Below are 24120 nucleotides of genomic sequence, written 5' to 3'. Positions count from 1 at the left end.
TCTCTTCGGGCTTTTTAAAGATATTAGTTGACAGTCGAAATTGGTAATGATAATATATTGAAGGTTGATAGTTAACTGTCTGTACTTCGGAGGATATGAAAATGTCTTATGATAGAGTAAGGGATAGTCAAACAATCATAGGTACAAAGCAAGCAGTAAAAGCAATGCGAGCCGGTTCAGTGAAAGAACTTTTTGTGGCACTCGATACAGACAATTGGGTAACCGATTCGGCCATATCTTTCGCGAGAGAAATCGGTATACCAGTTATTCTTGTTGAGTCGAAAAAGGAACTGGGCAAGGCCTGTGGAATCCATGTTGGAGCTGCAGTAGTTGCGATTACTGTAGAGTAGTTTTTGTGTATTAAACACAAAGACTTTGTTTTTACCCAAAAAATGAACCACCTGGATGTGTGGTATTAACAAGGAATAAATGAAGGGAGGAAATACCGATGCCTACAATTAACCAATTAGTACGTAAGCCTCGTCAATCTAAAAACACGAAATCAAAATCACCTGCGTTAAACAAAGGATATAACTCATTTAAAAAATCTTTAACTGATGTTAAATCTCCACAAAAACGCGGAGTTTGTACTCGTGTAGGTACAATGACACCTCGTAAACCAAACTCAGCGTTACGTAAATACGCTCGTGTACGTTTAACTAACCAAATCGAGGTTACAGCTTATATCCCAGGTGAAGGCCACAACTTACAAGAGCACAGTGTTGTTCTTATCCGTGGCGGACGCGTAAAAGACTTAGCGGGTGTTCGTTACCATATCGTACGTGGAGCTCTTGATACAGCTGGTGTAAACGGTCGTTTACAATCACGTTCTAAATACGGAACAAAACGCCCTAAAGAAAAAAAATAATTTAACATTATTGAGCGTTGCTTAATAATGAGCCTAAGTAGTTGTCGCAAATTTCTAATCTCGCTAGCAGATTGGGAATTTTCGCGACAAATATGACAAGGCAATTCTTATAAAATAAATCGATAACTATTCGAAAGGAGGAAAACACATGCCTCGTAAAGGTCCTGTTTCCAAACGTGACGTGTTACCAGATCCAATTTATAGTTCAAAACTAGTAACTCGTTTAATTAATAAAATGATGGTTGATGGTAAAAGAGGTACTTCTCAAAAGATTTTATACGGTGCGTTCGAACTTGTTAAAGAACGTTCTGGTGAAAATCCAATTGAAGTATTTGAAGCTGCTCTAAATAACGTAATGCCAGTTCTTGAAGTACGCGCTCGCCGTGTTGGTGGTTCTAACTACCAAGTGCCAGTAGAAGTACGTCCAGAACGTCGTACAACTTTAGGTCTTCGTTACCTAGTTAACTATGCTCGTCTTCGTGGTGAAAAAACTATGGAAGAGCGTTTAGCTAACGAAATCCTTGATGCTTCTAACAACACTGGTGCATCAGTTAAAAAGCGTGAAGATATGCACAAAATGGCAGAAGCGAACAAAGCATTCGCTCACTACCGTTGGTAATCTAAACATCGCATAAGCCCAATATGGAAGGAGAAATACCTTATGAAACGCGAATTCTCACTAGAGAATACTCGTAATATTGGGATCATGGCTCACATTGATGCTGGTAAAACAACAACTACTGAGCGTATCCTTTATTACACAGGTAAGATTCACAAAATTGGTGAAACTCACGAAGGCGCTTCTCAAATGGACTGGATGGAACAAGAGCAAGAACGTGGTATCACAATCACTTCTGCTGCGACAACAGCTCAATGGAACGGCAACCGTGTAAACATCATCGATACTCCTGGACACGTAGACTTCACTGTAGAAGTTGAACGTTCACTACGCGTACTTGATGGTGCTGTAACAGTTCTTGATGCTCAATCTGGTGTTGAACCTCAAACTGAAACAGTATGGCGTCAAGCTACAACTTATGGCGTACCACGTATCGTGTTCATTAACAAAATGGATAAAACAGGAGCAGATTTCCTATATTCTGTAGGAACTCTACACGAACGTTTACAAGCAAACGCTCATCCTATCCAATTACCTATCGGAGCTGAAGATCAGTTCTCGGCAATCATTGACTTAGTTGAAATGAAAGCTACTTTCTACGGCGACGAAAAAGGTACAGCAGTGACTGAAGGCGAAATTCCTGAAGAACACCGCGCACAAGCTGAAGAATACCGTGAAAAATTAATCGATGCTGTTGCAAGTGTTGATGAAGAAATCATGGAAAAATATTTAGAAGGCGAAGAAATTTCTGTTGCTGAACTTAAAGCGGCTATCCGTCGTGCTACGATCGCAGTAGAATTTTACCCAGTAATCTGTGGTACAGCATTCAAACACAAAGGCGTACGCCCAATGTTAAATGCAGTTATCGATTACTTACCATCTCCATTAGATGTACCAGCAATCAAAGGTACTGATGTTGATGGTGACGAAGAATTAGAACGTCATTCTTCAGATGAAGAGCCATTCTCAGCTCTAGCATTCAAAGTTATGACTGACCCATTCGTAGGTAAATTAACTTTCTTCCGTGTGTATTCTGGAACTTTAGAATCAGGTTCATACGTACAAAACTCTTCTAAAGGTAAACGTGAACGCGTAGGCCGTATCCTACAAATGCACGCAAACTCTCGTGAAGAGATTTCTAAAGTATTTGCTGGGGACATCGCAGCGGCAGTAGGTCTTAAAGATACTACTACTGGTGATACTCTATGTGACGAGAAAAACCTAGTTATTCTTGAGTCAATGGAGTTCCCTGAGCCAGTAATTTCTCTTTCTGTAGAACCAAAATCAAAAGCTGACCAAGATAAAATGGGTCAAGCTTTACAAAAACTTCAAGAAGAGGATCCAACTTTCCGTGCTCACACTGACACAGAAACTGGTCAAACAATCATCTCAGGTATGGGTGAGCTTCACCTTGATATCTTAGTTGACCGTATGCGCCGTGAATTTAAAGTAGAAGCTAACGTAGGTGCTCCAATGGTATCTTACCGTGAAACATTCCGTAGCTCTGCAAAAGTTCAAGGTAAATTCACTCGCCAATCTGGTGGTCGTGGACAATACGGAGACGTAACGATTGAGTTCTCTCCAAATGAAGAAGGTAAAGGCTTTGAATTCGAAAACGCTATCGTTGGTGGTGTAGTACCTCGTGAATACATTCCTGCAGTAGAAGCTGGTCTTCGTGACTCTCTTGATCGCGGTGTAGTAGCTGGTTACCCACTAATCGACATTAAAGCGAAATTAGTATTCGGTTCTTACCATGACGTTGACTCGAATGAGATGGCGTTCAAAATTGCTGCATCTATGGCTCTTAAAGAAGCATCGAAGCAATGTGATGCAGTTATTTTAGAACCAATGATGAAAGTAGAAGTTGTAATTCCAGAAGAATACCTTGGTGATATCATGGGTAACATTACTTCTCGTCGCGGACGCGTAGAGGGTATGGAAGCTCGCGGTAACTCTCAAGTTGTTCGTGCAATGGTTCCTTTAGCGGAAATGTTTGGTTATGCAACAACTCTTCGTTCAGCAACGCAAGGTCGTGGTGTATTCTCAATGACATTCGATCATTATGAAGAAGTTCCAAAATCAATTGCTGCTGAAATCATCAAAAAAAATAAAGGTGAATAATTGTATTTTCATCTTGCATAAAGTATAACTAATTTGTAAGCTATGATTGTGGGATGGTGGATGGGCCCGTTCGCCATCAGCAATCATTCTATAAATTTTAAAAAAATATAAACATATAATTTTGAGGAGGCAATCTCTAATGGCTAAAGAAAAATTCGACCGTTCAAAAACGCATGCTAACATTGGTACAATCGGACACGTTGACCATGGTAAAACAACTTTAACTGCTGCTATCGCAACAGTTCTTTCTAAAAAAATGGGTGGGGAAGCTAAATCATACGCTGATATCGATAACGCTCCAGAAGAAAAAGAACGTGGTATCACAATCAATACTTCTCACGTAGAATACGAAACTGATACTCGTCACTATGCACACGTTGACTGCCCAGGACACGCTGACTATGTTAAAAACATGATCACTGGTGCTGCACAAATGGACGGCGGTATCTTAGTAGTATCTGCTGCTGACGGCCCAATGCCACAAACTCGTGAACACATCCTTTTATCTCGTCAAGTAGGTGTTCCATACTTAGTAGTATTCATGAACAAATGTGATATGGTAGACGACGAAGAATTATTAGAATTAGTAGAAATGGAAATCCGTGACCTACTATCTGAATATGACTTCCCAGGTGATGATCTTCCTGTAATCAAAGGTTCTGCTCTTAAAGCTCTTGAAGGCGAAGCAGAATGGGAAGAAAAAATCATTGAATTAATGGACGCTGTAGATTCTTACATCCCAACTCCAGAACGTCAAACTGACAAACCATTCATGATGCCAATCGAGGACGTATTCTCTATCACTGGTCGTGGTACAGTTGCAACTGGCCGTGTTGAACGTGGTCAAGTTAAAGTTGGTGACGTTGTTGAAATCATCGGTATCACTGAAGAAGCTAAATCTACAACTGTAACTGGTGTAGAAATGTTCCGTAAATTATTAGACTATGCTGAAGCTGGTGACAACATCGGTGCTTTACTTCGTGGTGTAGCTCGTGAAGAAATCCAACGTGGTCAAGTATTAGCTAAACCAGGCTCAATCACTCCACACACTAACTTCAAAGCTGAAGTTTATGTTTTATCAAAAGAAGAGGGTGGCCGTCATACTCCATTCTTCTCTAACTACCGTCCTCAGTTCTACTTCCGTACAACTGACGTAACAGGTATCTGTAACTTACCAGAAGGCGTTGAAATGGTAATGCCTGGCGATAACATCGAAATGACAGTAGAACTTATCGCTCCAATCGCTCTTGAAGAAGGTACTAAATTCTCTATCCGTGAGGGTGGCCGTACTGTAGGCGCTGGCGTAGTTGCTTCTATCCAAAAATAATTTTAGCGCAAGCTAATTTTTCAAACCAATCTGTAGGGACGCTTACAGATTGGTTTTTTATGTTAAAATAAGAAAAGGCTTGTAACCTTAATTAGATTATTTTATGTATACATAATAGATGGAATACCAAAAAACAAAAATATCTTAACATGGTAAAAGTGAGAATAGAATTTTTTCTATGAACTGCTAGGGATGAAAGCTAGTGAAGCATGTAGAGTGTGTAATCGCATTCCTTTTTAATAGTAAAAATGTGGGGATAGCATTTGATAAAACGCATGCCATATATAAGTTTATTGGAGTGAAGGCTTGGCGCCTCCAGGAAAACACTCAGTGGGAACGGAAAGTATTTGATGAACTTATTTAATACATATAATCATTTCATGAAAGGAGAATTTGCAAATGGAGATGAAGATATTGCTGATTGAAGATGATCCATCAATTTTCGAAATGATTCAGACACGTTTTGCACAATGGTCGCTTCAAGTTGTAGGCCCTAAAGATTTTCAAAAGGTGATGGATGATTTTATTGAACAAAAGCCACAGCTTGTATTGATTGACATTCAACTTCCGGCATATGATGGCTTTCATTGGTGTCGTGAAATACGTCATATCTCAAAGGTGCCCATTCTCTTTCTATCTTCCCGAGACCACCCAATGGATATGGTAATGGCAATGCAAATGGGTGCAGATGACTTTGTACAAAAGCCTTTCCATATGGAGGTATTACTAGCAAAGGTACAAGCCATTTTACGCCGTACCTATGATTATATAGAAGAATCAATGGATGTCACACGGTTTAATGGTGCAGTTATTGACTATGCACGCAGTGAGATTATGTATGAGGGTAACCTTGCTTCGTTAACTAAAAATGAACTCTTTATTTTACGCATTTTAGTGGAGAAGGCTGATCAAATAGTTTCTAGAGATGATTTAATGAGAAAGTTATGGGATGATGAGCGCTTTGTTAATGATAATACATTGTCAGTAAATGTTAACCGATTACGTACAAAGCTTGAGGATATAGGTTTACAAGAAGTGATTTTAACTAAAAAGGGACTTGGTTATATGGCTGTAACACAAGGGACGTGAGTGACAATGTTAATTTTATTTTTAAGAGAACGCCTCGTATGGATAGGCTTTTTTGTTTTTATCATGGTTATTATCAATGTTTTATTTTCTTTAGATGCTGGATTAGAGGGGATATCTATTTGGTATATGAATATTAGCGTGCTTATTAGTTTTATGATCTTTATAATTTGGCGTTATGTAGTAGAAGTAAGACAGCTAAATGATTTCCTGGGAAATGTGGAAAGCCAACTTGATGAAGTGCATAGCAAAAATTTGGCGTTATCACCTTTTCAAACTGCATATCTTACGAAAGTTGAAGATGTTTTTTATGATAATAACACAAAGTTAAATCAAGCAAAGGTACAGCTGCAGGAATATTCGGATGAACTTCTAGCGTGGGTTCATGAAGTAAAGGCACCTCTAACTTCAATTAATTTAATGCTGGATCACATAGAAGATTTGACGCTACGCCGTAAATTAGAGACTGAGTGGTTAAGACTGCATTTATTGGTTGATCAGCAGCTACACCAAACACGTTTAGCTTCTATTGAAAAAGATAATTATCTGACAGAGATCGAGCTAAAGACTGTGGTCTATAAGGAAATAAGAGCTATGCAGGCATGGTGTATTGAAAAAGGTATCGGTTTCGATGTTGAAGAGTTAACAGAGACAGTGATGACGGATGGAAAATGGCTAGCCTTTATCATCCGACAAATTCTGTCCAATGCGATCAAATATAGTCCTGCAAATTCAGAGGTATTGATATTTACTGAAGTAGATGCTACTGGAGCAACACTATTACATATAAAAGATGCAGGTATGGGTATTCGTCAGGAGGATCTACCACGAATTTTTCATAAATCGTATACTGGGACAGCCGGAAGAGAGTCTGCACAATCAACAGGTATGGGTCTATACTTAGCACATAATGTGGCGCAGAAAATTGGCGTTCGTATTACTGCCCAATCTAGTGTGGGTGAAGGTTCGATATTTACATTACGTTTTCCATTACAAAATGAATATGTCAAACTAACAGGTAGATGACGAAATTGTCACCTACCTTTTTATATTGTCATGTAAAACGCACGAATTGGCGACATAGACAGGGTACACTTGAACTATAGAAAGGGGCGTTTACAAGTGGCGGTTTTAATTGGTCGTAAAGTAAAAAAAGTATATGGTAAAAAATCAACAGCCCAAGAGGTTTTAAAGGGTATTGATTTAGAAGTGAATCAAGGTGAATTTGTTGGCATTATGGGACCTTCAGGCTCTGGGAAGACAACACTCTTAAATGTTCTGTGTTCGATTGACTTTGCAACAGAAGGTGTTATTGAAATAAATGGTCAAAACTTACGTGGTATGAAGGAGAAGGCGTTAGCTAATTTCCGTCGTGAACAATTGGGATTCATATTCCAAGACTATAATTTATTAGATACACTAACGGTGAAAGAAAACATTCTACTACCATTAGCTATTGGTAGGCTACCAAAGGCTGTTGCAGAGACCCGTGTAAAGGAGCTTACACATTTATTAGGTATTACTGAGATTTTAAATAAATATCCAAACGAAATATCAGGTGGTCAAAAGCAACGTACATCAGCGGCTCGGGCACTAATTACAAATCCTTCACTTGTGTTTGCTGATGAACCAACAGGCGCACTTGATTCAAAATCAGCCACTGCACTTTTAAAAAATCTACAAAGTATTAATGAGTCAAAAAAAGCAACGATTATGATGGTTACGCATGATGCAGTAGCAGCGAGTTTTTGTACTCGTGTTTTATTTTTGAAGGACGGACTTATTTATAGTGAGCTATATAAAGGAGATAAAACGAGACAGGCATTTTTCCAAGAAATCATGCATACGCAAAGTGTGCTAGGCGGTGACGGCTATGAGTCTTAGTAAGCTCGTGTTACGCAGTATGAAGAAAAATATGAAGCATTATTATTTATATTTTTTCGCACTTATTTTTAGTGTTACTTTATATTTTTCTTTTGTGACATTGCAAAATAATGCTGAAGTGTTGGCTACAGTAGACAAGAGCGGTACGGCCAAAGCAGGATTTGCTGCGGCAACATATATGCTGTACTTTATTGTCTTGTTTTTCGTCCTATATGCCAACCATCTGTTTATGAAGCGTCGCAGTAAGGAAATAGGCTTGTATCAGCTAATAGGGATGACAAAGGGGCTTATCATACGCTTATTAGCGGTAGAAAGTATCCTCTTATTTGTAGGAGCAATCGTTTTAGGGATGCTTGCAGGGTTCTTTAGTTCGCGCTTATTTGCAATGATATTACTGCGGGTACTCGAAAAAGAGGCACTTGTGACGATGACATTTAGTACAGAGGCATTACAGCAGTCTATCGTAGTATTTGCCATTCTACTAGTTATTGTACTTGTACAAATGGCTTGGATGATTTACCGCGTATCATTACTATCATTATTCAGTGCTTCCAAGCAAGCCGATGAGCGCGTAAAACGTTTCAGCCCATTACAAATGTTCATTGGTTTTTTGGGGCTTGTACTAATTGCATATGGCTACTATGCATCAACGAAGCTCTTCGATATTAACTCTCAGGGTAATTTACCGCTTAATATGATGATTATTTTAGCCACTACCATTGGCGGAACGTTCCTTGTTTTCCGTTTCTCTGTAGCATTTATTATGAATTCAATTCGTCTTAAGAAAAGTGGGCATCTAACGGTCCGTGATGTATTAGCATTAACACCGATTATGCATCGTATGAAGGGTAATGCGAAATCCTTAACGCTTATTACGGTTTTAACGGGTGTTTCACTTGGGGTTACAACCTTAGCTTATATTTCGTATTATTCATCAGAATCGTCAGCATATAGCCAAGTACCTGGTGATTATGTATTACTTGAAGAACATGGTCAGGAGTTTTTAAAGAAGCTGGAAGAGAATAATATTGCTTTTGATAAAAGAGATTTCCGATTACAGAGTGTTTCAGCTTCGTTTACACAATTATTATCTGAAAGTCAGCAAAATGAGGATAATCCCCTTTTTGGTTTAGAAGGAATCATTTATACAATGCCACTTTCTGATTATCAACAAATAGTTCCCGAAGCTGCCGTTTCGGATAATGATGTTATATTAACAAACTATGGTGGTTATATGGCAGAGATGTTTCCGCTTGAAAAGGATCGTGATGTAGTTGTCACTACAGGAGGTCCAGAGGAAACTATGGAAGAGACGCTTCATGTAAAAGATGTTCAACATGAAAGTATTATAAGTGGCACTGTAACTTCTGGGCCTGGGGGGCCAATTTTCGTAATCCCTGATGCATTGTTTGAAAAATTAGCTACTCATTCAAGCACTTCTGAATGGCACAAACAAACTTCTATTAATTTAAAGAATAAAAGTGACTTAGCTTTAGCCGAGAGTTTATATATGCAATCAAATGGCGAAAATTATTCAAACTTTATACAATCCTATGAAGAAGAACGAAAGGGGAATATTGAAACATTAGGAATTACAATATTTACCGCAGCATTTTTAGGTTTAGCATTTTTAATGACAACCGGTAGTATTTTATACTTTAAGCAAATGTCTGAGGCTGAAGAGGAGCGAGGTTCTTATACGATATTAAGAAAGATTGGCTTCGCTGAAAAAGATATTATGAAAGGTATCTATATGAAACAAGCCTTTAATTTTGGTGTTCCATTAATAATAGGGCTGCTTCATAGTTACTTTGCTGTTAAGTCAGGTTGGTTTTTATTTGGCTCAGAGTTAACCGCACCATTATGGATTGCTATGACCTGCTATATAGCGTTATATGCTATTTTCGCTGTGCTTTCTGTTGGTTATTATAAAAAAGTCATTCGTGAATCATTATAATAGGAAGAAATCTAAAACAGTATGGTTATTTAAGATCATACTGTTTTTTCGTGTCATTTAAATTTGGAAAATTATTATAGGGGCATAAAAACATCTTGACTTTCAACTATTAGACGATTAAAGTTTAGTGTGTTAGTAATCTAGTGTACGAAAGCGAAGTGTTGAAATGAACGCAGTAATTGTGGCAGTAGCTGTCATGTTAATATTAAGCTTGCTCCGTATCAATGTGGTTCTTTCTCTTGTATTAGGGGCCTTTGCAGGTGGTCTAACAAGCGGCATGGGTATTGAGGCAACTGTACAATCATTTACAGAAGGATTAGGAGCAGGCGCAACGATTGCTTTAAGTTATGGATTGCTTGGTGGTTTCGCTATTGCCATTTCAAAAACGGGAATTCCTGAATTAATGATTGCAGGGATATTAAAGATATTAAATAAAAACGGTACAAGTAATCGAAAAGGTTTAGTGAAGGTTTTAATTTTCCTACTGATTTTTATGATGTCTATTTTCTCACAAAACGCAATTCCAATTCATATAGCCTTTATCCCATTATTGATCCCTCCTATTTTAAAGGTTTTAAATATGCTAGAGGTAGACCGACGAATTATCGCTACATTAATTGCCGTTGGTTTAATAGGCACGTATAGTTTTGTACCTGCTGGCTTCGGAGCTATTTTCCAAGATATCGTTTCTACTCAAGTAATCAAGGCAGGTATGGAAGCATCTTCACGTGATGTACCAGTAGCGATGGCTATACCCGTTCTGGGGATGTTAATTGGATTATGTGTAGCCTTTTTCGTATATCGAAAACCTCGACAATATCAAAATAATGATGTTGAGACAGAGTCTTTAAATGTTCATGTCAGTAAGTTCGTTATTTTTTCTACGACTGTGGCTTTAATTGTCTCTCTATGTGCACAAATTTATACGGATTCGATGATTGTAGGTGCTTTTGCAGGAATTATGATGATGTATTTTACTGGTGCACTTAAATGGAAAGAGGCAGATGAGATTCTTTCAGAGGGAATGAAGATGATGGCCTTTATTGGTTTTGTTATGATCGCTGCAAATGGTTTTGCATCTGTTATTAAAGCTACGGGTCATGTAGATAGCTTAATTTCAAACTCTTTAACAATTCTTCAAGGAAATAAGAGTCTAGCTATATTGATTATGTTGGTCATTGGTTTAATTGTGACGATGGGAATCGGATCTTCCTTTGCGACAGTACCTATCATTGCGACCTTATTTGTTCCTCTTGCACAAGGATTAGGAATGAGCCCTTTGGCTATTATTTGTCTAATAGGTACAGCAGGTGCTTTAGGTGATGCAGGTTCTCCTGCTTCAGATTCTACTCTTGGACCAACTGCAGGTTTAAATGTAGATGGACAGCATAATCACATTTGGGATACATGTGTGCCCACGTTTATTTTTATTAACATTCCACTTATTATATTTGGCTGGATTGCATGTGTGTTCTTCTTATAAAGTAATAGTAAGAGCGGTTTCTAAATAGTAGAGACTGCTTTTTTTACATATTGGTATCGCTAAATTGTTAGAAATGTCCGAAAACGTTGATATAACAGCCTTATGTGTTGCAAAGTCTATTGAAATTTTATATACTAATAAACGGCTTAGATAAGCGAAAAAAATGAGTGAATAATAGTAGTACAAGAATATCTGCAACATTTAAAAGAATTTAGCGAAAAGACTTGCTTATTCTTTTTTTATTGTGTATAATGTTGAATGTTGGTCTTTGACTGCGATGAAACGAGAGGTTGCCGACACACCCGGCCGCTTTGCCATGGCGGTGTGTTGGAGAATTTTCGTGGAGAATGTCTAGAAAATAGGCGAGAAGGAGGGAAAATAATGGCAAAACAAAAGATTCGTATTCGTTTAAAAGCGTATGATCACCGTATTTTAGATCAGTCTGCTGAAAAAATTGTGGAAACTGCAAAACGTTCAGGTGCAAGTGTATCAGGTCCGATTCCACTTCCAACTGAGAAGTCTGTGTACACAATTCTTCGTGCTGTTCACAAGTACAAAGATTCTCGTGAACAATTCGAAATGCGTACGCATAAACGTCTGATCGATATCGTTAACCCAACACCACAAACTGTTGATGCGTTAATGAAACTTGATTTACCATCTGGCGTTGATATCGAAATCAAACTTTAATGGTAAAAAATATAACTTTTTTAAAACTTACAGGAGGTGTGACAAATGGCTAAAGGAATCTTAGGTAGAAAAATTGGTATGACACAAGTTTTCGCTGAAAACGGTGATTTAATTCCGGTAACAGTTATCGAAGCTGCTTCAAACGTAGTGCTTCAAAAGAAAACTGTTGAAACAGACGGCTACGAAGCGATCCAAGTTGGTTTCGAAGACAAGCGTGTTAAGCTTTCTAACAAACCAGAACAAGGTCACGTAGCAAAAGCGAACACTGCTCCTAAGCGCTTCATTCGTGAATTCCGCAACGTAAACGTGGGAGAATACGAAGTTGGTCAAGAAGTCAAAGTGGAAATTTTCGCAGAAGGCGATGTAATTGATGTAACAGGTGTTACTAAAGGTAAAGGTTTCCAAGGTGTAATTAAACGCCATGGTCAATCTCGTGGTCCTATGGCCCACGGTTCTCGTTACCACCGTCGTCCTGGTTCAATGGGTCCAGTTGCTCCGAACCGCGTATTCAAACAAAAGAAATTACCTGGTCAAATGGGTGGCACTGTAGTTACAATCCAAAACTTAGAAATCGTGAAAGTTGATGCGGAACGTAACTTACTACTTGTTAAAGGTAATGTTCCTGGTTCTAAAAAAGCTCTAGTTACAGTTAAAACTGCAATTAAAGCTAAGTAATCACCTAAGGAAAGGAGGAAACAGGAATGACAAAAGTATCTATACTTAGTCAAACAGGTGCTTCAGTTGGTGAAATCGAATTAAACGATGCGATTTTCGGAATCGAGCCAAATGAAGCAGTATTATTCGACGCTGTAGTGGCACAACGCGCTTCTCTTCGTCAAGGTAATCATAAGGTTAAAAACCGTTCTGAAGTTGCTGGTGGTGGTCGTAAACCATGGCGTCAAAAAGGAACTGGTCGTGCTCGTCAAGGTTCTATCCGTTCTCCACAATGGCGCGGCGGTGGTGTCGTATTCGGCCCAACTCCACGTAGCTATTCTTACAAATTACCTAAAAAAGTTCGTCGCTTAGCTCTTAAATCTGCTTTATCAGCTAAAGTTGTAGAACAGAACTTCTTAGTTCTTGATGCTCTTTCACTAGCAGCACCAAAAACAAAAGAATTCACAAAAATCCTTAAAGATCTTTCTTTAGAGAAAAAATCTTTATTCGTAACTGCTGACCTAGATGAAAACGTAGCATTATCTGCTCGTAACATCCCTGGTGTAACAGTTTTAACTGCAAATGGAATCAACGTTCTTGATCTATTAGGTCATGATAAAGTTGTATTCACGAAATCTGCAGTAGAAAAAGTTGAGGAGGTGCTTGGATAATGGAAGCACGTGATATTTTAAAACGTCCGGTCATTACTGAGCGTTCTTCAGAACTTATGGCAGAGAAAAAGTATACTTTCGAAGTAGACACTCGCGCTAACAAAACTCAAGTAAAAGACGCTGTAGAAGAAATCTTTGGTGTAACAGTTGAGAAAGTAAACGTTCTTAACTACAAAGGTAAATTCAAACGCGTTGGCCGTTATGGTGGTTACACTAACAAACGTCGTAAAGCGATTGTTAAATTAACTGCTGATAGCAAAGAAATCGAATTATTCGAAGTGTAATCCATTATGGATTTATGATTTGAACAATCAAGAAGGAGGGAAACACAATGGCGATTAAAAAGTATAAACCTACCTCTAATGGTCGTCGTAATATGACGTCTTTAGACTTTGCGGAAATTACAACTAACAAGCCTGAGAAATCATTGCTTGAACCAACTAAACGCAAAGCTGGTCGTAACAACCAAGGTAAAATCACTGTTCGTCATCATGGCGGTGGACATAAGAAGCAATACCGTGTTATCGATTTCAAACGTGTAAAAGATGGCATTCCGGCTAAAGTTGCTACTATTGAATATGATCCAAACCGTTCTGCGAATATCGCATTAATCAACTACGCTGATGGAGCAAAAGCTTACATCTTAGCACCTAAAGGTCTAGAGGTTGGTCAAACAATCGTATCTGGTCCAGATGCTGATATTAAAGTAGGTAACACATTACCATTAGCAAACATTCCAATGGGTACTACAATCCATAACATCGAGTTAAAACCTGGTAAAGGTGGACAATTAGTACGTTCTGCTGGTACTTCTGCACAAGTACTTGGTCGTGAAGACAAATACGTAATCGTTCGTCTACAATCTGGTGAAGTACGTTTAGTGTTAGCTACTTGCCGCGCTACAATCGGTCAAGTTGGTAACGAACAACACGAACTAGTACACATCGGTAAAGCAGGTCGTAGCCGTTGGTTAGGTAAACGCCCAACAGTTCGTGGTTCTGTAATGAACCCTAACGATCACCCACACGGTGGTGGTGAAGGACGTTCTCCAATCGGACGTAAATCACCAATGACTCCTTGGGGTAAACCAGCACTTGGTTACAAAACTCGCAAGAAGAAAAACAAATCGGATAAATTCATCATCCGTAGTCGTAAAAAATAATGTGGTTAAACTACGGTTCTATGTGAGAGCCGTGGTGGAATCACGAAGGGAGGTTCCTACATGGGTCGCAGCTTGAAAAAAGGACCTTTTGTTGATGACCACTTAATGAAAAAAGTGGAAGCGCAAGAGGCTTCTGAGAAAAAACAAGTTATCAAAACTTGGTCTCGCCGTTCTACAATTTTCCCGACTTTCATCGGTTTAACGATTGCTGTTTATGATGGACGTAAACACGTTCCTGTATACGTAACTGAAGATATGGTAGGCCACAAACTTGGTGAGTTTGCACCAACACGTGCTTACAAAGGTCACGGTGCAGACGACAAGAAAACAAGACGCTAATTTTGAGAGGAGGTAAATCCTAATGACACAAGCTAAAGCTATCGCTCGTACTGTTCGCATTGCTCCTCGTAAAGTCCGTCTAGTTGTAGACTTAATTCGAGGCAAGCAAGTTGGTGAGGCAGTTGCAATTTTACGTCATACTCCAAAAGCGGCGTCTCCAGTCGTTGAAAAAGTATTAAAATCTGCAGTTGCTAACGCTGAGCATAACTACGATCTTGACATCAACTCTTTAGTAGTTTCTGAAGTATTCGTTGATGAAGGTCCAACATTAAAACGTTTCCGTCCACGTGCACAAGGACGTGCAAGCGCAATTAACAAACGCACAAGCCACATTACTCTAGTGGTATCTGAGAAGAAGGAGGGTTAATCCATGGGTCAAAAAGTACATCCAATAGGACTGCGCGTTGGTATTATTCGTGACTGGGAGTCAAAATGGTACGCTGAAAAAGACTATGCAACTCTACTTCACGAAGACATCAAAGTGCGTAAATATATTGAAACGGCTCTTAAAGACGCTTCTGTTTCTAAAGTAGAAATCGAACGCGCTGCAAACCGTGTAAACATTACAATTCACACTGCGAAACCAGGTATGGTAATCGGTAAAGGTGGTTCTGAAGTTGAGAATCTTCGTAAATACCTTAGCGATTTAACTGGTAAACGTGTACACATCAACATTATCGAAATCAAACGTGCTGATCTTGACGCTCGTCTAGTAGCTGAAAACATCGCTCGTCAATTAGAAAACCGTGTATCATTCCGTCGTGCGCAAAAGCAAGCGATCCAACGCACAATTCGTGCTGGTGCAAAAGGAATTAAAACACAAGTATCTGGTCGTTTAGGTGGCGCTGATATCGCGCGTGCTGAACACTATAGTGAAGGAACTGTTCCACTTCATACTCTACGTGCTGACATCGACTATGCACACGCAGAAGCTGACACTACTTACGGTAAATTAGGCGTTAAAGTATGGATCTACCGTGGTGAAGTTCTTCCTACGAAGAAATCTGTGGAAGGAGGCAAATAATATGTTATTGCCTAAACGCGTAAAATACCGTCGTGAACACCGCGGAAACATGCGTGGCGAAGCGAAAGGCGGTAAAGAAGTATCTTTCGGCGAATGGGGCTTACAAGCTCAAACAGCTAGTTGGATTACTAACCGTCAAATCGAATCTGCACGTATCGCGATGACTCGTTACATGAAACGTGGCGGTAAAGTTTGGATTAAAATCTTCCCGCACAAACCTTACACTAAAAAACCTCTAGAAGTCCGCATGGGTTCTGGTAAAGGTTCTCCTGAAGGTTGGGTTGCAGTAGTAAAACCAGGAAAAGTAATGTTCGAAATCGCTGGTGTATCTGAAGAGATCGCACGTGAAGCACTTCGTTTAGCATCACATAAGCTTCCTGTTAAATGTAAGATCGTAAAACGTCAAGAAACTGGTGGTGAATCTAATGAAAGCTAATGAAATCCGTGACCTTGCCACTTCTGAATTAGAATTGAAAGTGAAATCACTGAAAGAAGAGCTTTTCAACCTTCGCTTCCAATTGGCGACTGGTCAATTAGAAAACACAGCTCGTATTCGTGAAGTGCGTAAAGCAATCGCGCGTATGAAAACTGTTATTCGTGAAAGAGAAATCAGTGCAAATAACTGATAAAGGAGGTTTTCAAGTATGACTGAGCGTAATCAACGCAAAGTTTACACGGGCCGCGTTGTTTCAGATAAAATGGACAAAACTATTTCTGTTTTAGTTGAAACTCACAAAAAGCACAAGCTTTATGGTAAACGTGTAAAATACTCTAAAAAGTTTAAGACTCATGATGAGTTAAACACAGCGAAAATCGGTGATATCGTACGTATCATGGAAACTCGCCCGCTATCAGCTACTAAACGTTTCCGTCTAGTTGAAGTTGTAGAAAAAGCGGTTATTATTTAATAACTATTTCGGAACAACCAATTTCCGAAGGGAGGTAACCTAAGTGATCCAACAAGAAAGTCGTATGAAAGTTGCTGACAACTCAGGTGCACGTGAAGTTCTTACAATTAAAGTCCTTGGTGGCTCTGGCCGTAAAACTGCTAACATCGGTGATGTCGTTGTTTGTACAGTTAAGAAAGCAACACCAGGTGGCGTTGTTAAGAAGGGTGACGTTGTTAAAGCTGTTATCGTTCGTACTAAATCAGGCGTACGTCGTAAAGATGGTACGTACATCAAATTTGATGAAAATGCTTGTGTAATTATTCGTGATGATAAATCACCACGCGGAACTCGTATTTTCGGACCTGTTGCACGTGAATTACGTGACAGCAACTTCATGAAAATCGTTTCTCTAGCTCCAGAAGTTCTTTAATTTCATGATAGTGCCAATCAAGGAGGTGCGACAGCATGCATGTAAAAAAAGGTGACAAGGTTAAGGTTATCACTGGTAAGGACAAAGGCAAAGAAGGCGTTATCCTTGCTTCTTACCCTAAACAAGATCGCGTTCTTGTTGAAGGTGTAAACATCGTGAAAAAACACGTAAAACCTAACCAATTGAATCCACAAGGTGGAATTGTAAGCCAAGAGGCTGCAATTCACGTTTCGAACGTAATGCTAATCGATCCTAAATCTGGCGAGCCGACTCGTGTAGGTTATAAAATCGAAAACGGTAAAAAAGTTCGTGTTGCAAAAAAATCAGGTGCAGTAATCGACTAATTTCTATAAAAGAAGGGAGGTACACAAATGAGCCGCCTAAAAGAAAAATATTTAAATGAAGTTTCTCCTGCTCTTATGAGCAAGTTTGGATATAAATCAGTTATGCAATTGCCGAAAGTTGACAAAATCGTTATCAACATGGGTGTTGGTGATGCAGTTCAAAACTCAAAAGCATTAGATGCAGCTGTAGAAGAATTAACAATTATCACTGGTCAAAAACCAGTTGTAACTAAAGCGAAAAAATCGATCGCTGGTTTCCGTCTACGTGAAGGTATGCCTATCGGTGCTAAAGTTACATTACGCGGTGAGCGTATGTATGAATTCTTGGATAAATTAATCTCAATTTCACTACCACGTGTACGTGACTTCCGTGGTGTTTCTAAAAAAGCATTCGATGGTCGCGGTAACTACACTTTAGGTGTTAAAGAGCAATTAATTTTCCCAGAAATCGATTACGATAAAGTTTCAAAAGTACGCGGTATGGACATCGTGATCGTAACGACAGCGAATTCTGATGAAGAAGCTCGCGAGTTATTGACACAATTCGGTATGCCGTTCCAAAAGTAATTAAACAAGGAGGGCGAAAACGTGGCTAAAAAATCTATGATCGTTAAACAACAACGTAAGCAAAAGTTTAAAGTGCAAGAATATACACGTTGTGAACGCTGTGGCCGTCCACACTCTGTATATCGTAAATTTAAACTTTGCCGTATTTGTTTCCGAGAACTTGCATATAAGGGACAAATTCCTGGCGTGAAAAAAGCCAGCTGGTAATCCCCTAATTTGGGAAGGAGGTAAATGTAATGACAATGACTGATCCGATTGCAGATATGCTTACTCGCATTCGTAATGCGAACATGGTTCGTCACGAGAAGTTAGAAGTACCAGCTTCCAACGTGAAAAAAGAAATCGCTGAAATTTTAAAGCGTGAAGGTTTCGTACGTGACGTAGAATACGTGGAAGACAACAAGCAAGGTATTATCCGTATTTTCTTAAAATATGGTAAAGATAACGAGCGCGTTATCACTGGCTTAAAACGTATTTCTAAACCTGGTCTACGAGTATATGCAAAAACAAATGAAGTGCCTAAAGTACTGAACGGTCTTGGTATCGCTTTAGTGTCATCTTCACAAGGTTTATTAACAGATAAAGAAGCTCGCGCTAAACAAGTTGGCGGCGAAGTTTTAGCATACGTTTGGTAATTAGCAATAAATGAATGGAGGTGCAACTAAATGTCTCGTGTAGGTAAAAAAATTATCGAGGTACCAGCTAACGTAACTGTTACTGTTGCAGCTGACAACTCAGTTACCGTTAAAGGTCCTAAGGGCGAACTTGTTCGTTCTTTCCACCAAGATATGAAAATTGAGCAAGAAGGTAATGCGATTTCTGTATCTCGTCCTTCTGACTCAAAAGAACACCGCACAAACCACGGTACAACTCGTGCGCTATTAGCGAACATGGTTACTGGTGTTTCTGTAGGTTTCGAAAAATCATTAGAACTAATCGGTGTAGGTTACCGTGCGCAATTACAAGGTAAAAAACTTGTTCTTAACGTAGGTTATTCACATCCAGTTGAGTTCACACCTGAAGATGGTCTAGAAGTTGAAGTTCCTTCTAACACTAAGATCATCGTTAAAGGTATTAGCAAAGAACGCGTTGGTGCTCTTGCATCTAACATCCGTGACGTGCGTCCACCAGAGCCTTACAAAGGTAAAGGGATCCGTTATGAAGGCGAATATGTTCGTCGTAAAGAAGGTAAAACAGGTAAATAATGCTGCCTAAGCATTAGAAAGGAGTGACCCTTGTGATTACGAAACAAGATAAAAATCAGGTTCGTAAAAAACGTCATGCACGCGTACGTTCTAAAATTTCGGGTACTGCTGAGCGTCCACGCTTAAACGTATTCCGTTCAAACAAGAACATTTACGCTCAACTTATCGATGACGTAGCAGGCGTAACAATTGTTAGCGCATCTTCTCAAGAAAATGCTTTTGAAGCTGCTGGTAGCAATGTTGATGCTGCAACTAAAGTCGGTGAAACAATCGCAAAACGCGCTACGGAAAAAAATATTACTGCTGTAGTATTTGACCGTGGTGGTTACTTATATCATGGACGTGTAAAAGCTTTAGCTGAAGCTGCACGTGAGAACGGTTTAGAATTTTAATAAAAAGGAGGGACACATTTCATGAGTCGAATTGACGCAAACAAACTTGGAGAACTTGAAGAACGCGTAGTTACTATTAACCGTGTTGCTAAAGTTGTTAAAGGTGGACGTCGCTTCCGCTTCACAGCATTAGTTGTTGTTGGCGATAAAAACGGTCACGTTGGATTCGGTACTGGTAAAGCTCAAGAGGTGCCAGATGCTATCCGTAAAGCTGTTGAAGATGCGAAGAAAAACTTAATCGAAGTGCCACGCGTAGGTGGAACAACTCCACACTTAGTGCAAGGTCGCTTTGGTGCAGGAGAAATCCTAATTAAACCTGCTGCTCCTGGTACAGGGGTTATCGCTGGTGGTCCAGTACGTGCCGTACTAGAACTTGCTGGTATTACTGATATTCTTTCAAAATCTCTTGGAACTAACACACCAATCAATATGGTGCGTGCAACTGTTCAAGGTTTAACTGAATTAAAACGCGTAGAGGACGTAGCTAAATTACGTGGTAAATCAGTGGAAGAAATATTAGGATAAGGGGGGAAAGATAATGGCTAACAAATTAGAAATCACCCTTACAAAATCTGTGATTGGTTCTAAACCAGCACAACGCAAAACTGTTGAAGCTCTAGGTTTACGTAAATTAAACCAAACTGTTGAGAAAGCTGACAATGCAGCAACTCGCGGTATGATTGATGTAGTAGCTCACTTAGTTACTGTAAAAGAAAACTAATTTTTAATTAACGAACAAGGAGGTGCCATCCAATATGAAACTTCATGAGTTAAAACCAGCAGAAGGTTCCCGTAAAGTACGTAACCGCGTAGGTCGCGGTATCGGTTCTGGTAACGGTAAAACTGCAGGTAGAGGTCATAAAGGTCAAAACTCTCGTTCTGGCGGCGGTGTACGCCCAGGATTCGAAGGTGGTCAAAACCCTTTATTCCGTCGTTTACCGAAACGCGGCTTTACTAACATTAACCGTAAAGAGTACGCGATCGTTAATCTTGACACATTAAACCGTTTTGAAGATGGTGCAGAGGTAACAACTGCATTATTACTTGAAACAGGTTTAGTGAGCAATGAAAAAGCTGGAATTAAAGTTCTTGGAAACGGAACTCTTAACAAAAAGCTTACAGTAAAAGCTCATAAATTCTCAGCTTCGGCTAAAGAAGCAATTGAAAATGCCGGCGGAACTACTGAGGTGATTTAATGTTTCAGACGATCTCTAACTTTATGCGTGTTCGAGATATACGAAATAAAATCATTTTTACTCTTTTAATGTTAATCGTTTTCCGTATTGGTACGTTCGTACCAGTACCAAACGTTGACGCTAATGTATTAAAGGCAACTGATGAGTTCAATCTCGTTGGTTTCCTGAATACTTTTGGCGGTGGTGCTTTAAAGAACTTCTCTATCTTTGCGATGGGAATTATGCCTTACATCACTGCTTCAATCATTGTTCAGTTATTGCAAATGGACGTAGTACCGAAATTTGCTGAGTGGGCAAAGCAAGGTGAAGTCGGAAGACGAAAACTTGCTCAATTTACTCGTTACTTTACAATTATTCTTGCCTTTATCCAATCATTTGCAATGTCATTTGGCTTTAATAGAATGTATGGCGGATCATTGATTAAAGAAGAGGGAATTTTAACTTATGTTACAATTTCGATTGTATTAACAGCGGGTACAGCATTCCTAGTATGGCTTGCTGAACAAATTACTGCACATGGCGTTGGGAATGGTATTTCGATTGTAATTTTCGCAGGTATTACTGCGGCATTACCGAATGCCATTAACCAAATCTATGCACAGCAAATCGAGGGTGCTGGTGATAAACTATTTATCAATCTAGTAATTCTTGGATTGCTTGTTTTAGTTATGCTTGCAGTTGTTGTTGGAGTTATCTACGTGCAACAAGCACTACGTAAAATTCCAATTCAATATGCCAAACGAGTTACTGGACGCAACCAACAAACAGGTAGTCAACAAACGCATTTACCGTTAAAAGTAAATGCTGCAGGGGTTATTCCGGTAATCTTTGCATCAGCGTTTCTGACAACACCACGTGTATTAGCTCCATTCTTTGGTGATGGTCCTGTATCAACATTCATTGAACACACGTTTAATTACACTAATCCTGTTGGGATGATTATTTACATTGTATTGATCGTCGCGTTCACATATTTCTATGCATTCGTACAAGTGAATCCAGAAAATGTGGCAGATAACTTGAAAAAGCAAGGTGCTTACATTCCGGGTATTCGTCCGGGTGAAAGTACTCAAACGTATTTAACAAGCGTGTTATATCGTCTGACATTTGTCGGTGCGATTTTCTTAACTGTTATTGCAGTAATGCCGATGATTATCATGAACTTTATGAATCTACCTGCCACAGTGCAGATCGGTGGTACTAGTATTATTATCGTAGTCGGCGTAGCGCTCGAAACGATGAAACAGCTAGAATCTCAACTTGTTAAACGTCACTACAAAGGCTTTATGAAGTAATGTTGGTTTTTAGGGAACGTTCTATCGTTTCCTGAAATCAGCAAACCTTTTGTGGGAGGACTATTTCCGTATGAATATCGTTTTAATGGGTCTGCCAGGTGCTGGTAAAGGTACACAGGCAGATAAAATTGTTGAGAAGTACGCGATTCCTCATATTTCTACAGGCGATATGTTCCGTGCTGCTATTAAAGATGGTACAGAACTAGGCTTACAGGCTAAATCGTTTATGGATCAAGGTGCTCTAGTACCTGATGAAGTAACGATTGGTATTGTTCGTGAACGACTTGCTAAACCTGATTGTGAAAAGGGCTTCTTATTAGATGGATTCCCACGTACTGTTCCTCAAGCTGAAGCTTTAGACAGCATTCTTGCTGATCTTAGTAAAGCTATTGAACATACAATTAACATCCAAGTTGAAAAAGATGAGCTAGTTGCTCGTCTATCAGGTCGTCGTATTTGTAAAACTTGTGGTACCTCTTATCATCTAATTTTCAATCCTCCAGCTGAGGAAGGAAAATGTGATAAAGATGGTGGCGAGCTTTATACACGAGCGGATGATAATCCTGAAACGGTTGCAAACCGTCTGGAAGTAAATATGAAACAAGCACAACCTTTACTTGACTACTATGAAGTAAAAAGTGTGTTAACAAATATTGATGGACAGCAGGATATTAACAAAGTGTTTGCTGATCTTGATGCTCTATTACAGGGCAGCCGCAGCTGATACCCGGCTCCGGGCGCAGAATACTGCTTCCGCGGGAGGCATGCGGGAGCAACACCGAAACATAATTTTTTTTGAGAGTTGCAAAAGCATATTGTGCCCGGTATATATTTCTTTTAAAAAGTGCAACATTACTTTTGGAAGAGTATAATGGGTTTCGTGGAAGCATCTGTGTAACGGGTATGAATATCTCATCAAAGACATTCCGGTATTCGTGTAAACATGGGAGGTTCAGTGCCCTTAATGGTTCTGTATATTCCGTGGATTGTGTGAAGCGAAACCAGACGAGCGTCTTTCAAACATCTCTCATACAATCCAAACATATGTTGAAACGAGGTTGCTTCTATAGTTGCAGCAGATATCCGTTTGATGTAACGATGAGAACTTTAATTTGCATATAGAGAGGAGACAGAGTAGATGGCGAAAGATGATGTAATTGAAGTCGAAGGAACAGTTGTTGAGACTTTGCCAAACGCGATGTTTAAGGTAGAATTAGAAAATGGACATGTGATTTTAGCACACGTATCTGGTAAGATTCGTATGCACTTTATCCGCATTCTACCTGGAGATAAGGTTACTATCGAGTTATCTCCTTATGATTTAACTCGCGGTCGTATCACATACCGTTTTAAATAATCTTTTGCGCTCCGGACTACTAAGGAGGTTAGGTTAGATGAAAGTGAGACCATCTGTGAAACCGATCTGCGAAAAATGTAAAGTAATTCGCCGACGCGGTAAAGTAATGGTAATCTGTGAAAATCCTAAACACAAACAAAAACAAGGATAATTCCAAAGGAGGTGCACAACGTACATGGCACGTATTGCTGGTGTTGATATTCCTCGCGACAAACGCGTGGTAATTTCATTAACTTACATTTACGGTATTGGTAAAACTACAGCTCAGAAAGTATTAGCTGACGCAGGTATTTCAGAAGATACACGCGTACGCGACTTAACTGAAGATGAGTTAAACAAAATCCGTGAACAATTAGACTCATACAAACTTGAAGGTGACTTACGTCGCGAAACTTCATTAAATATTAAACGTCTGATGGAAATCGGTTCATTCCGTGGTATCCGTCACCGTCGTGGTTTACCTGTTCGTGGTCAAAATACGAAGAACAATGCGCGTACGCGTAAAGGTCCTCGTAAAACAGTTGCGAACAAGAAAAAATAATAAGTAAAGGAGGTTCCT

General features: G+C 39.4%; 36 protein-coding genes and 1 pseudogene. All 37 read left to right on the top strand.

The genetic code is table 11. The annotated features are described in order from the left end of the window. Positions 1-101 precede the first annotated feature (101 nt). The 37 genes and pseudogenes from ACIQLB_RS13460 to rpsM all read left to right on the top strand — a co-directional run bounded on the left by ACIQLB_RS13460 (position 102) and on the right by rpsM (position 24102). Positions 102-350, top strand: coding sequence for a ribosomal L7Ae/L30e/S12e/Gadd45 family protein (locus ACIQLB_RS13460; protein WP_053482819.1), 249 nt, complete (start codon positions 102-104; stop codon positions 348-350). Positions 351-448: 98 nt separating this feature from the next. Continuing rightward, on the top strand, positions 449-868 hold the full coding sequence (rpsL, locus tag ACIQLB_RS13455; RefSeq protein ID WP_400726388.1) for a 30S ribosomal protein S12: 420 nt from the start codon (positions 449-451) through the stop codon (positions 866-868). Positions 869-1016: 148 nt separating this feature from the next. After that, on the top strand, positions 1017-1487 hold the full coding sequence (rpsG, locus tag ACIQLB_RS13450; RefSeq protein ID WP_036123710.1) for a 30S ribosomal protein S7: 471 nt from the start codon (positions 1017-1019) through the stop codon (positions 1485-1487). Between the two features lie 42 nt (positions 1488-1529). Then, positions 1530-3608 carry an elongation factor G gene (gene fusA / locus ACIQLB_RS13445; protein WP_400726383.1) on the top strand — a complete coding sequence of 693 codons (2079 nt, stop codon included), beginning with the start codon at positions 1530-1532 and terminating at the stop codon, positions 3606-3608. A gap of 139 nt (positions 3609-3747) precedes the next feature. Next, positions 3748-4935, top strand: a complete 1188-nt coding sequence (gene tuf, locus ACIQLB_RS13440) for an elongation factor Tu (protein ID WP_053482817.1) — start codon at positions 3748-3750, stop codon at positions 4933-4935. Positions 4936-5340: 405 nt separating this feature from the next. Next, a complete protein-coding gene (locus ACIQLB_RS13435; RefSeq protein ID WP_400726722.1) occupies positions 5341-6024 on the top strand; it encodes a response regulator in 684 nt (227 codons plus the stop codon). Between the two features lie 6 nt (positions 6025-6030). Next, a complete protein-coding gene (locus ACIQLB_RS13430; protein WP_400726719.1) occupies positions 6031-7047 on the top strand; it encodes a sensor histidine kinase in 1017 nt (338 codons plus the stop codon). Positions 7048-7143: 96 nt separating this feature from the next. After that, positions 7144-7905, top strand: coding sequence for an ABC transporter ATP-binding protein (locus ACIQLB_RS13425; RefSeq protein ID WP_400726379.1), 762 nt, complete (start codon positions 7144-7146; stop codon positions 7903-7905). Next, a complete protein-coding gene (locus tag ACIQLB_RS13420; protein WP_400726376.1) occupies positions 7895-9862 on the top strand; it encodes an FtsX-like permease family protein in 1968 nt (655 codons plus the stop codon). The genes ACIQLB_RS13425 and ACIQLB_RS13420 overlap by 11 nt, the downstream gene beginning before the upstream one ends. A 166-nt stretch (positions 9863-10028) precedes the next feature. After that, positions 10029-11345 (top strand): Na+/H+ antiporter family protein, encoded by a 1317-nt coding sequence (locus ACIQLB_RS13415; protein ID WP_400726373.1) that lies wholly within the window; start codon positions 10029-10031, stop codon positions 11343-11345. Between the two features lie 381 nt (positions 11346-11726). Further along, positions 11727-12035, top strand: a complete 309-nt coding sequence (rpsJ, locus tag ACIQLB_RS13410) for a 30S ribosomal protein S10 (protein WP_004233624.1) — start codon at positions 11727-11729, stop codon at positions 12033-12035. Positions 12036-12080: 45 nt separating this feature from the next. Then, a complete protein-coding gene (gene rplC, locus ACIQLB_RS13405) occupies positions 12081-12710 on the top strand; it encodes a 50S ribosomal protein L3 (protein ID WP_400726369.1) in 630 nt (209 codons plus the stop codon). 26 nt (positions 12711-12736) lie between these two features. Next, entirely contained in the window at positions 12737-13360 is a 624-nt protein-coding gene (rplD, locus tag ACIQLB_RS13400; protein ID WP_376074146.1) for a 50S ribosomal protein L4, read from the top strand. Beyond that, a complete protein-coding gene (rplW, locus tag ACIQLB_RS13395; RefSeq protein WP_370043879.1) occupies positions 13360-13644 on the top strand; it encodes a 50S ribosomal protein L23 in 285 nt (94 codons plus the stop codon). Before rplD ends, rplW begins: the two co-directional genes overlap by 1 nt. A 47-nt stretch (positions 13645-13691) precedes the next feature. Beyond that, positions 13692-14522, top strand: coding sequence for a 50S ribosomal protein L2 (gene rplB, locus ACIQLB_RS13390; RefSeq protein WP_049662846.1), 831 nt, complete (start codon positions 13692-13694; stop codon positions 14520-14522). Positions 14523-14582: 60 nt separating this feature from the next. After that, the gene (rpsS, locus tag ACIQLB_RS13385) at positions 14583-14861 is read left to right on the top strand and encodes a 30S ribosomal protein S19 (protein WP_049662848.1); all 279 of its coding nucleotides are present in this window, start codon (positions 14583-14585) and stop codon (positions 14859-14861) included. A gap of 22 nt (positions 14862-14883) precedes the next feature. Next, positions 14884-15228 carry a 50S ribosomal protein L22 gene (gene rplV / locus ACIQLB_RS13380; protein ID WP_004233639.1) on the top strand — a complete coding sequence of 115 codons (345 nt, stop codon included), beginning with the start codon at positions 14884-14886 and terminating at the stop codon, positions 15226-15228. Positions 15229-15231: 3 nt separating this feature from the next. Then, positions 15232-15885 carry a 30S ribosomal protein S3 gene (rpsC, locus tag ACIQLB_RS13375; protein WP_049662850.1) on the top strand — a complete coding sequence of 218 codons (654 nt, stop codon included), beginning with the start codon at positions 15232-15234 and terminating at the stop codon, positions 15883-15885. A gap of 1 nt (position 15886) precedes the next feature. Continuing rightward, the gene (gene rplP, locus ACIQLB_RS13370; RefSeq protein ID WP_010860599.1) at positions 15887-16321 is read left to right on the top strand and encodes a 50S ribosomal protein L16; all 435 of its coding nucleotides are present in this window, start codon (positions 15887-15889) and stop codon (positions 16319-16321) included. Beyond that, entirely contained in the window at positions 16311-16511 is a 201-nt protein-coding gene (rpmC, locus tag ACIQLB_RS13365) for a 50S ribosomal protein L29 (RefSeq protein ID WP_049662852.1), read from the top strand. The genes rplP and rpmC overlap by 11 nt, the downstream gene beginning before the upstream one ends. Before the next feature lie 18 nt (positions 16512-16529). Continuing rightward, on the top strand, positions 16530-16793 hold the full coding sequence (gene rpsQ / locus ACIQLB_RS13360) for a 30S ribosomal protein S17 (protein WP_049662854.1): 264 nt from the start codon (positions 16530-16532) through the stop codon (positions 16791-16793). 43 nt (positions 16794-16836) lie between these two features. After that, positions 16837-17205: a 50S ribosomal protein L14 gene (gene rplN, locus ACIQLB_RS13355; protein ID WP_376074144.1), complete on the top strand. Its 369-nt coding sequence runs from the start codon at positions 16837-16839 to the stop codon at positions 17203-17205. Between the two features lie 35 nt (positions 17206-17240). Next, entirely contained in the window at positions 17241-17549 is a 309-nt protein-coding gene (gene rplX, locus ACIQLB_RS13350) for a 50S ribosomal protein L24 (RefSeq protein ID WP_053596063.1), read from the top strand. Positions 17550-17576: 27 nt separating this feature from the next. After that, positions 17577-18116, top strand: coding sequence for a 50S ribosomal protein L5 (gene rplE, locus ACIQLB_RS13345; RefSeq protein WP_008181719.1), 540 nt, complete (start codon positions 17577-17579; stop codon positions 18114-18116). 21 nt (positions 18117-18137) lie between these two features. Next, complete coding sequence (locus ACIQLB_RS13340) at positions 18138-18323, top strand: type Z 30S ribosomal protein S14 (protein WP_004233656.1); 186 nt, start codon at positions 18138-18140, stop codon at positions 18321-18323. Between the two features lie 29 nt (positions 18324-18352). Then, positions 18353-18751, top strand: coding sequence for a 30S ribosomal protein S8 (gene rpsH, locus ACIQLB_RS13335; RefSeq protein ID WP_370043874.1), 399 nt, complete (start codon positions 18353-18355; stop codon positions 18749-18751). A gap of 30 nt (positions 18752-18781) precedes the next feature. Beyond that, on the top strand, positions 18782-19321 hold the full coding sequence (gene rplF, locus ACIQLB_RS13330) for a 50S ribosomal protein L6 (RefSeq protein ID WP_400726355.1): 540 nt from the start codon (positions 18782-18784) through the stop codon (positions 19319-19321). Between the two features lie 32 nt (positions 19322-19353). Next, positions 19354-19713, top strand: coding sequence for a 50S ribosomal protein L18 (gene rplR, locus ACIQLB_RS13325; protein ID WP_400726352.1), 360 nt, complete (start codon positions 19354-19356; stop codon positions 19711-19713). A 21-nt stretch (positions 19714-19734) separates the two neighbouring features. After that, entirely contained in the window at positions 19735-20238 is a 504-nt protein-coding gene (gene rpsE, locus ACIQLB_RS13320) for a 30S ribosomal protein S5 (protein WP_049662867.1), read from the top strand. 13 nt (positions 20239-20251) lie between these two features. After that, positions 20252-20434, top strand: coding sequence for a 50S ribosomal protein L30 (rpmD, locus tag ACIQLB_RS13315; protein ID WP_323654726.1), 183 nt, complete (start codon positions 20252-20254; stop codon positions 20432-20434). A 34-nt stretch (positions 20435-20468) separates the two neighbouring features. Next, positions 20469-20909: a 50S ribosomal protein L15 gene (rplO, locus tag ACIQLB_RS13310; RefSeq protein WP_010860592.1), complete on the top strand. Its 441-nt coding sequence runs from the start codon at positions 20469-20471 to the stop codon at positions 20907-20909. Then, complete coding sequence (gene secY / locus ACIQLB_RS13305) at positions 20909-22204, top strand: preprotein translocase subunit SecY (protein WP_400726348.1); 1296 nt, start codon at positions 20909-20911, stop codon at positions 22202-22204. Before rplO ends, secY begins: the two co-directional genes overlap by 1 nt. A gap of 70 nt (positions 22205-22274) precedes the next feature. Then, positions 22275-22928 (top strand): adenylate kinase, encoded by a 654-nt coding sequence (locus ACIQLB_RS13300; RefSeq protein ID WP_400726345.1) that lies wholly within the window; start codon positions 22275-22277, stop codon positions 22926-22928. 250 nt (positions 22929-23178) lie between these two features. Further along, a pseudogene (locus ACIQLB_RS13295) lies at positions 23179-23256 on the top strand (type I methionyl aminopeptidase); the annotation flags it as partial. A gap of 86 nt (positions 23257-23342) precedes the next feature. Then, positions 23343-23561: a translation initiation factor IF-1 gene (gene infA / locus ACIQLB_RS13290; RefSeq protein WP_004233690.1), complete on the top strand. Its 219-nt coding sequence runs from the start codon at positions 23343-23345 to the stop codon at positions 23559-23561. A 37-nt stretch (positions 23562-23598) separates the two neighbouring features. Further along, the gene (rpmJ, locus tag ACIQLB_RS13285) at positions 23599-23712 is read left to right on the top strand and encodes a 50S ribosomal protein L36 (protein WP_000868344.1); all 114 of its coding nucleotides are present in this window, start codon (positions 23599-23601) and stop codon (positions 23710-23712) included. A gap of 24 nt (positions 23713-23736) precedes the next feature. Further along, the gene (rpsM, locus tag ACIQLB_RS13280) at positions 23737-24102 is read left to right on the top strand and encodes a 30S ribosomal protein S13 (RefSeq protein WP_049662875.1); all 366 of its coding nucleotides are present in this window, start codon (positions 23737-23739) and stop codon (positions 24100-24102) included. Positions 24103-24120 lie beyond the last annotated feature (18 nt).

This window comes from Lysinibacillus sp. NPDC092081 (assembly GCF_044755845.1).
Classification (GTDB): Bacteria; Bacillota; Bacilli; order Bacillales_A; family Planococcaceae; genus Lysinibacillus.
This window is presented reverse-complemented; position numbering and strand designations above follow the sequence as displayed.

What these genes read in the sequence shown, in the direction of transcription:
- ACIQLB_RS13460 (WP_053482819.1), top strand. Translation starts at nt 102, where the DNA reads ATGTCTTATGATAGAGTAAGGGATAGTCAAACAATCATAGGTACAAAG.
- rpsL (WP_400726388.1), top strand. Translation starts at nt 449, where the DNA reads ATGCCTACAATTAACCAATTAGTACGTAAGCCTCGTCAATCTAAAAAC.
- rpsG (WP_036123710.1), top strand. Translation starts at nt 1,017, where the DNA reads ATGCCTCGTAAAGGTCCTGTTTCCAAACGTGACGTGTTACCAGATCCA.
- fusA (WP_400726383.1), top strand. Translation starts at nt 1,530, where the DNA reads ATGAAACGCGAATTCTCACTAGAGAATACTCGTAATATTGGGATCATG.
- tuf (WP_053482817.1), top strand. Translation starts at nt 3,748, where the DNA reads ATGGCTAAAGAAAAATTCGACCGTTCAAAAACGCATGCTAACATTGGT.
- ACIQLB_RS13435 (WP_400726722.1), top strand. Translation starts at nt 5,341, where the DNA reads ATGAAGATATTGCTGATTGAAGATGATCCATCAATTTTCGAAATGATT.
- ACIQLB_RS13430 (WP_400726719.1), top strand. Translation starts at nt 6,031, where the DNA reads ATGTTAATTTTATTTTTAAGAGAACGCCTCGTATGGATAGGCTTTTTT.
- ACIQLB_RS13420 (WP_400726376.1), top strand. Translation starts at nt 7,895, where the DNA reads ATGAGTCTTAGTAAGCTCGTGTTACGCAGTATGAAGAAAAATATGAAG.
- ACIQLB_RS13415 (WP_400726373.1), top strand. Translation starts at nt 10,029, where the DNA reads ATGAACGCAGTAATTGTGGCAGTAGCTGTCATGTTAATATTAAGCTTG.
- rpsJ (WP_004233624.1), top strand. Translation starts at nt 11,727, where the DNA reads ATGGCAAAACAAAAGATTCGTATTCGTTTAAAAGCGTATGATCACCGT.
- rplC (WP_400726369.1), top strand. Translation starts at nt 12,081, where the DNA reads ATGGCTAAAGGAATCTTAGGTAGAAAAATTGGTATGACACAAGTTTTC.
- rplD (WP_376074146.1), top strand. Translation starts at nt 12,737, where the DNA reads ATGACAAAAGTATCTATACTTAGTCAAACAGGTGCTTCAGTTGGTGAA.
- rplW (WP_370043879.1), top strand. Translation starts at nt 13,360, where the DNA reads ATGGAAGCACGTGATATTTTAAAACGTCCGGTCATTACTGAGCGTTCT.
- rplB (WP_049662846.1), top strand. Translation starts at nt 13,692, where the DNA reads ATGGCGATTAAAAAGTATAAACCTACCTCTAATGGTCGTCGTAATATG.
- rpsS (WP_049662848.1), top strand. Translation starts at nt 14,583, where the DNA reads ATGGGTCGCAGCTTGAAAAAAGGACCTTTTGTTGATGACCACTTAATG.
- rplV (WP_004233639.1), top strand. Translation starts at nt 14,884, where the DNA reads ATGACACAAGCTAAAGCTATCGCTCGTACTGTTCGCATTGCTCCTCGT.
- rpsC (WP_049662850.1), top strand. Translation starts at nt 15,232, where the DNA reads ATGGGTCAAAAAGTACATCCAATAGGACTGCGCGTTGGTATTATTCGT.
- rplP (WP_010860599.1), top strand. Translation starts at nt 15,887, where the DNA reads ATGTTATTGCCTAAACGCGTAAAATACCGTCGTGAACACCGCGGAAAC.
- rpmC (WP_049662852.1), top strand. Translation starts at nt 16,311, where the DNA reads ATGAAAGCTAATGAAATCCGTGACCTTGCCACTTCTGAATTAGAATTG.
- rpsQ (WP_049662854.1), top strand. Translation starts at nt 16,530, where the DNA reads ATGACTGAGCGTAATCAACGCAAAGTTTACACGGGCCGCGTTGTTTCA.
- rplX (WP_053596063.1), top strand. Translation starts at nt 17,241, where the DNA reads ATGCATGTAAAAAAAGGTGACAAGGTTAAGGTTATCACTGGTAAGGAC.
- rplE (WP_008181719.1), top strand. Translation starts at nt 17,577, where the DNA reads ATGAGCCGCCTAAAAGAAAAATATTTAAATGAAGTTTCTCCTGCTCTT.
- rpsH (WP_370043874.1), top strand. Translation starts at nt 18,353, where the DNA reads ATGACAATGACTGATCCGATTGCAGATATGCTTACTCGCATTCGTAAT.
- rplF (WP_400726355.1), top strand. Translation starts at nt 18,782, where the DNA reads ATGTCTCGTGTAGGTAAAAAAATTATCGAGGTACCAGCTAACGTAACT.
- rpsE (WP_049662867.1), top strand. Translation starts at nt 19,735, where the DNA reads ATGAGTCGAATTGACGCAAACAAACTTGGAGAACTTGAAGAACGCGTA.
- rpmD (WP_323654726.1), top strand. Translation starts at nt 20,252, where the DNA reads ATGGCTAACAAATTAGAAATCACCCTTACAAAATCTGTGATTGGTTCT.
- rplO (WP_010860592.1), top strand. Translation starts at nt 20,469, where the DNA reads ATGAAACTTCATGAGTTAAAACCAGCAGAAGGTTCCCGTAAAGTACGT.
- secY (WP_400726348.1), top strand. Translation starts at nt 20,909, where the DNA reads ATGTTTCAGACGATCTCTAACTTTATGCGTGTTCGAGATATACGAAAT.
- ACIQLB_RS13300 (WP_400726345.1), top strand. Translation starts at nt 22,275, where the DNA reads ATGAATATCGTTTTAATGGGTCTGCCAGGTGCTGGTAAAGGTACACAG.
- infA (WP_004233690.1), top strand. Translation starts at nt 23,343, where the DNA reads ATGGCGAAAGATGATGTAATTGAAGTCGAAGGAACAGTTGTTGAGACT.
- rpmJ (WP_000868344.1), top strand. Translation starts at nt 23,599, where the DNA reads ATGAAAGTGAGACCATCTGTGAAACCGATCTGCGAAAAATGTAAAGTA.
- rpsM (WP_049662875.1), top strand. Translation starts at nt 23,737, where the DNA reads ATGGCACGTATTGCTGGTGTTGATATTCCTCGCGACAAACGCGTGGTA.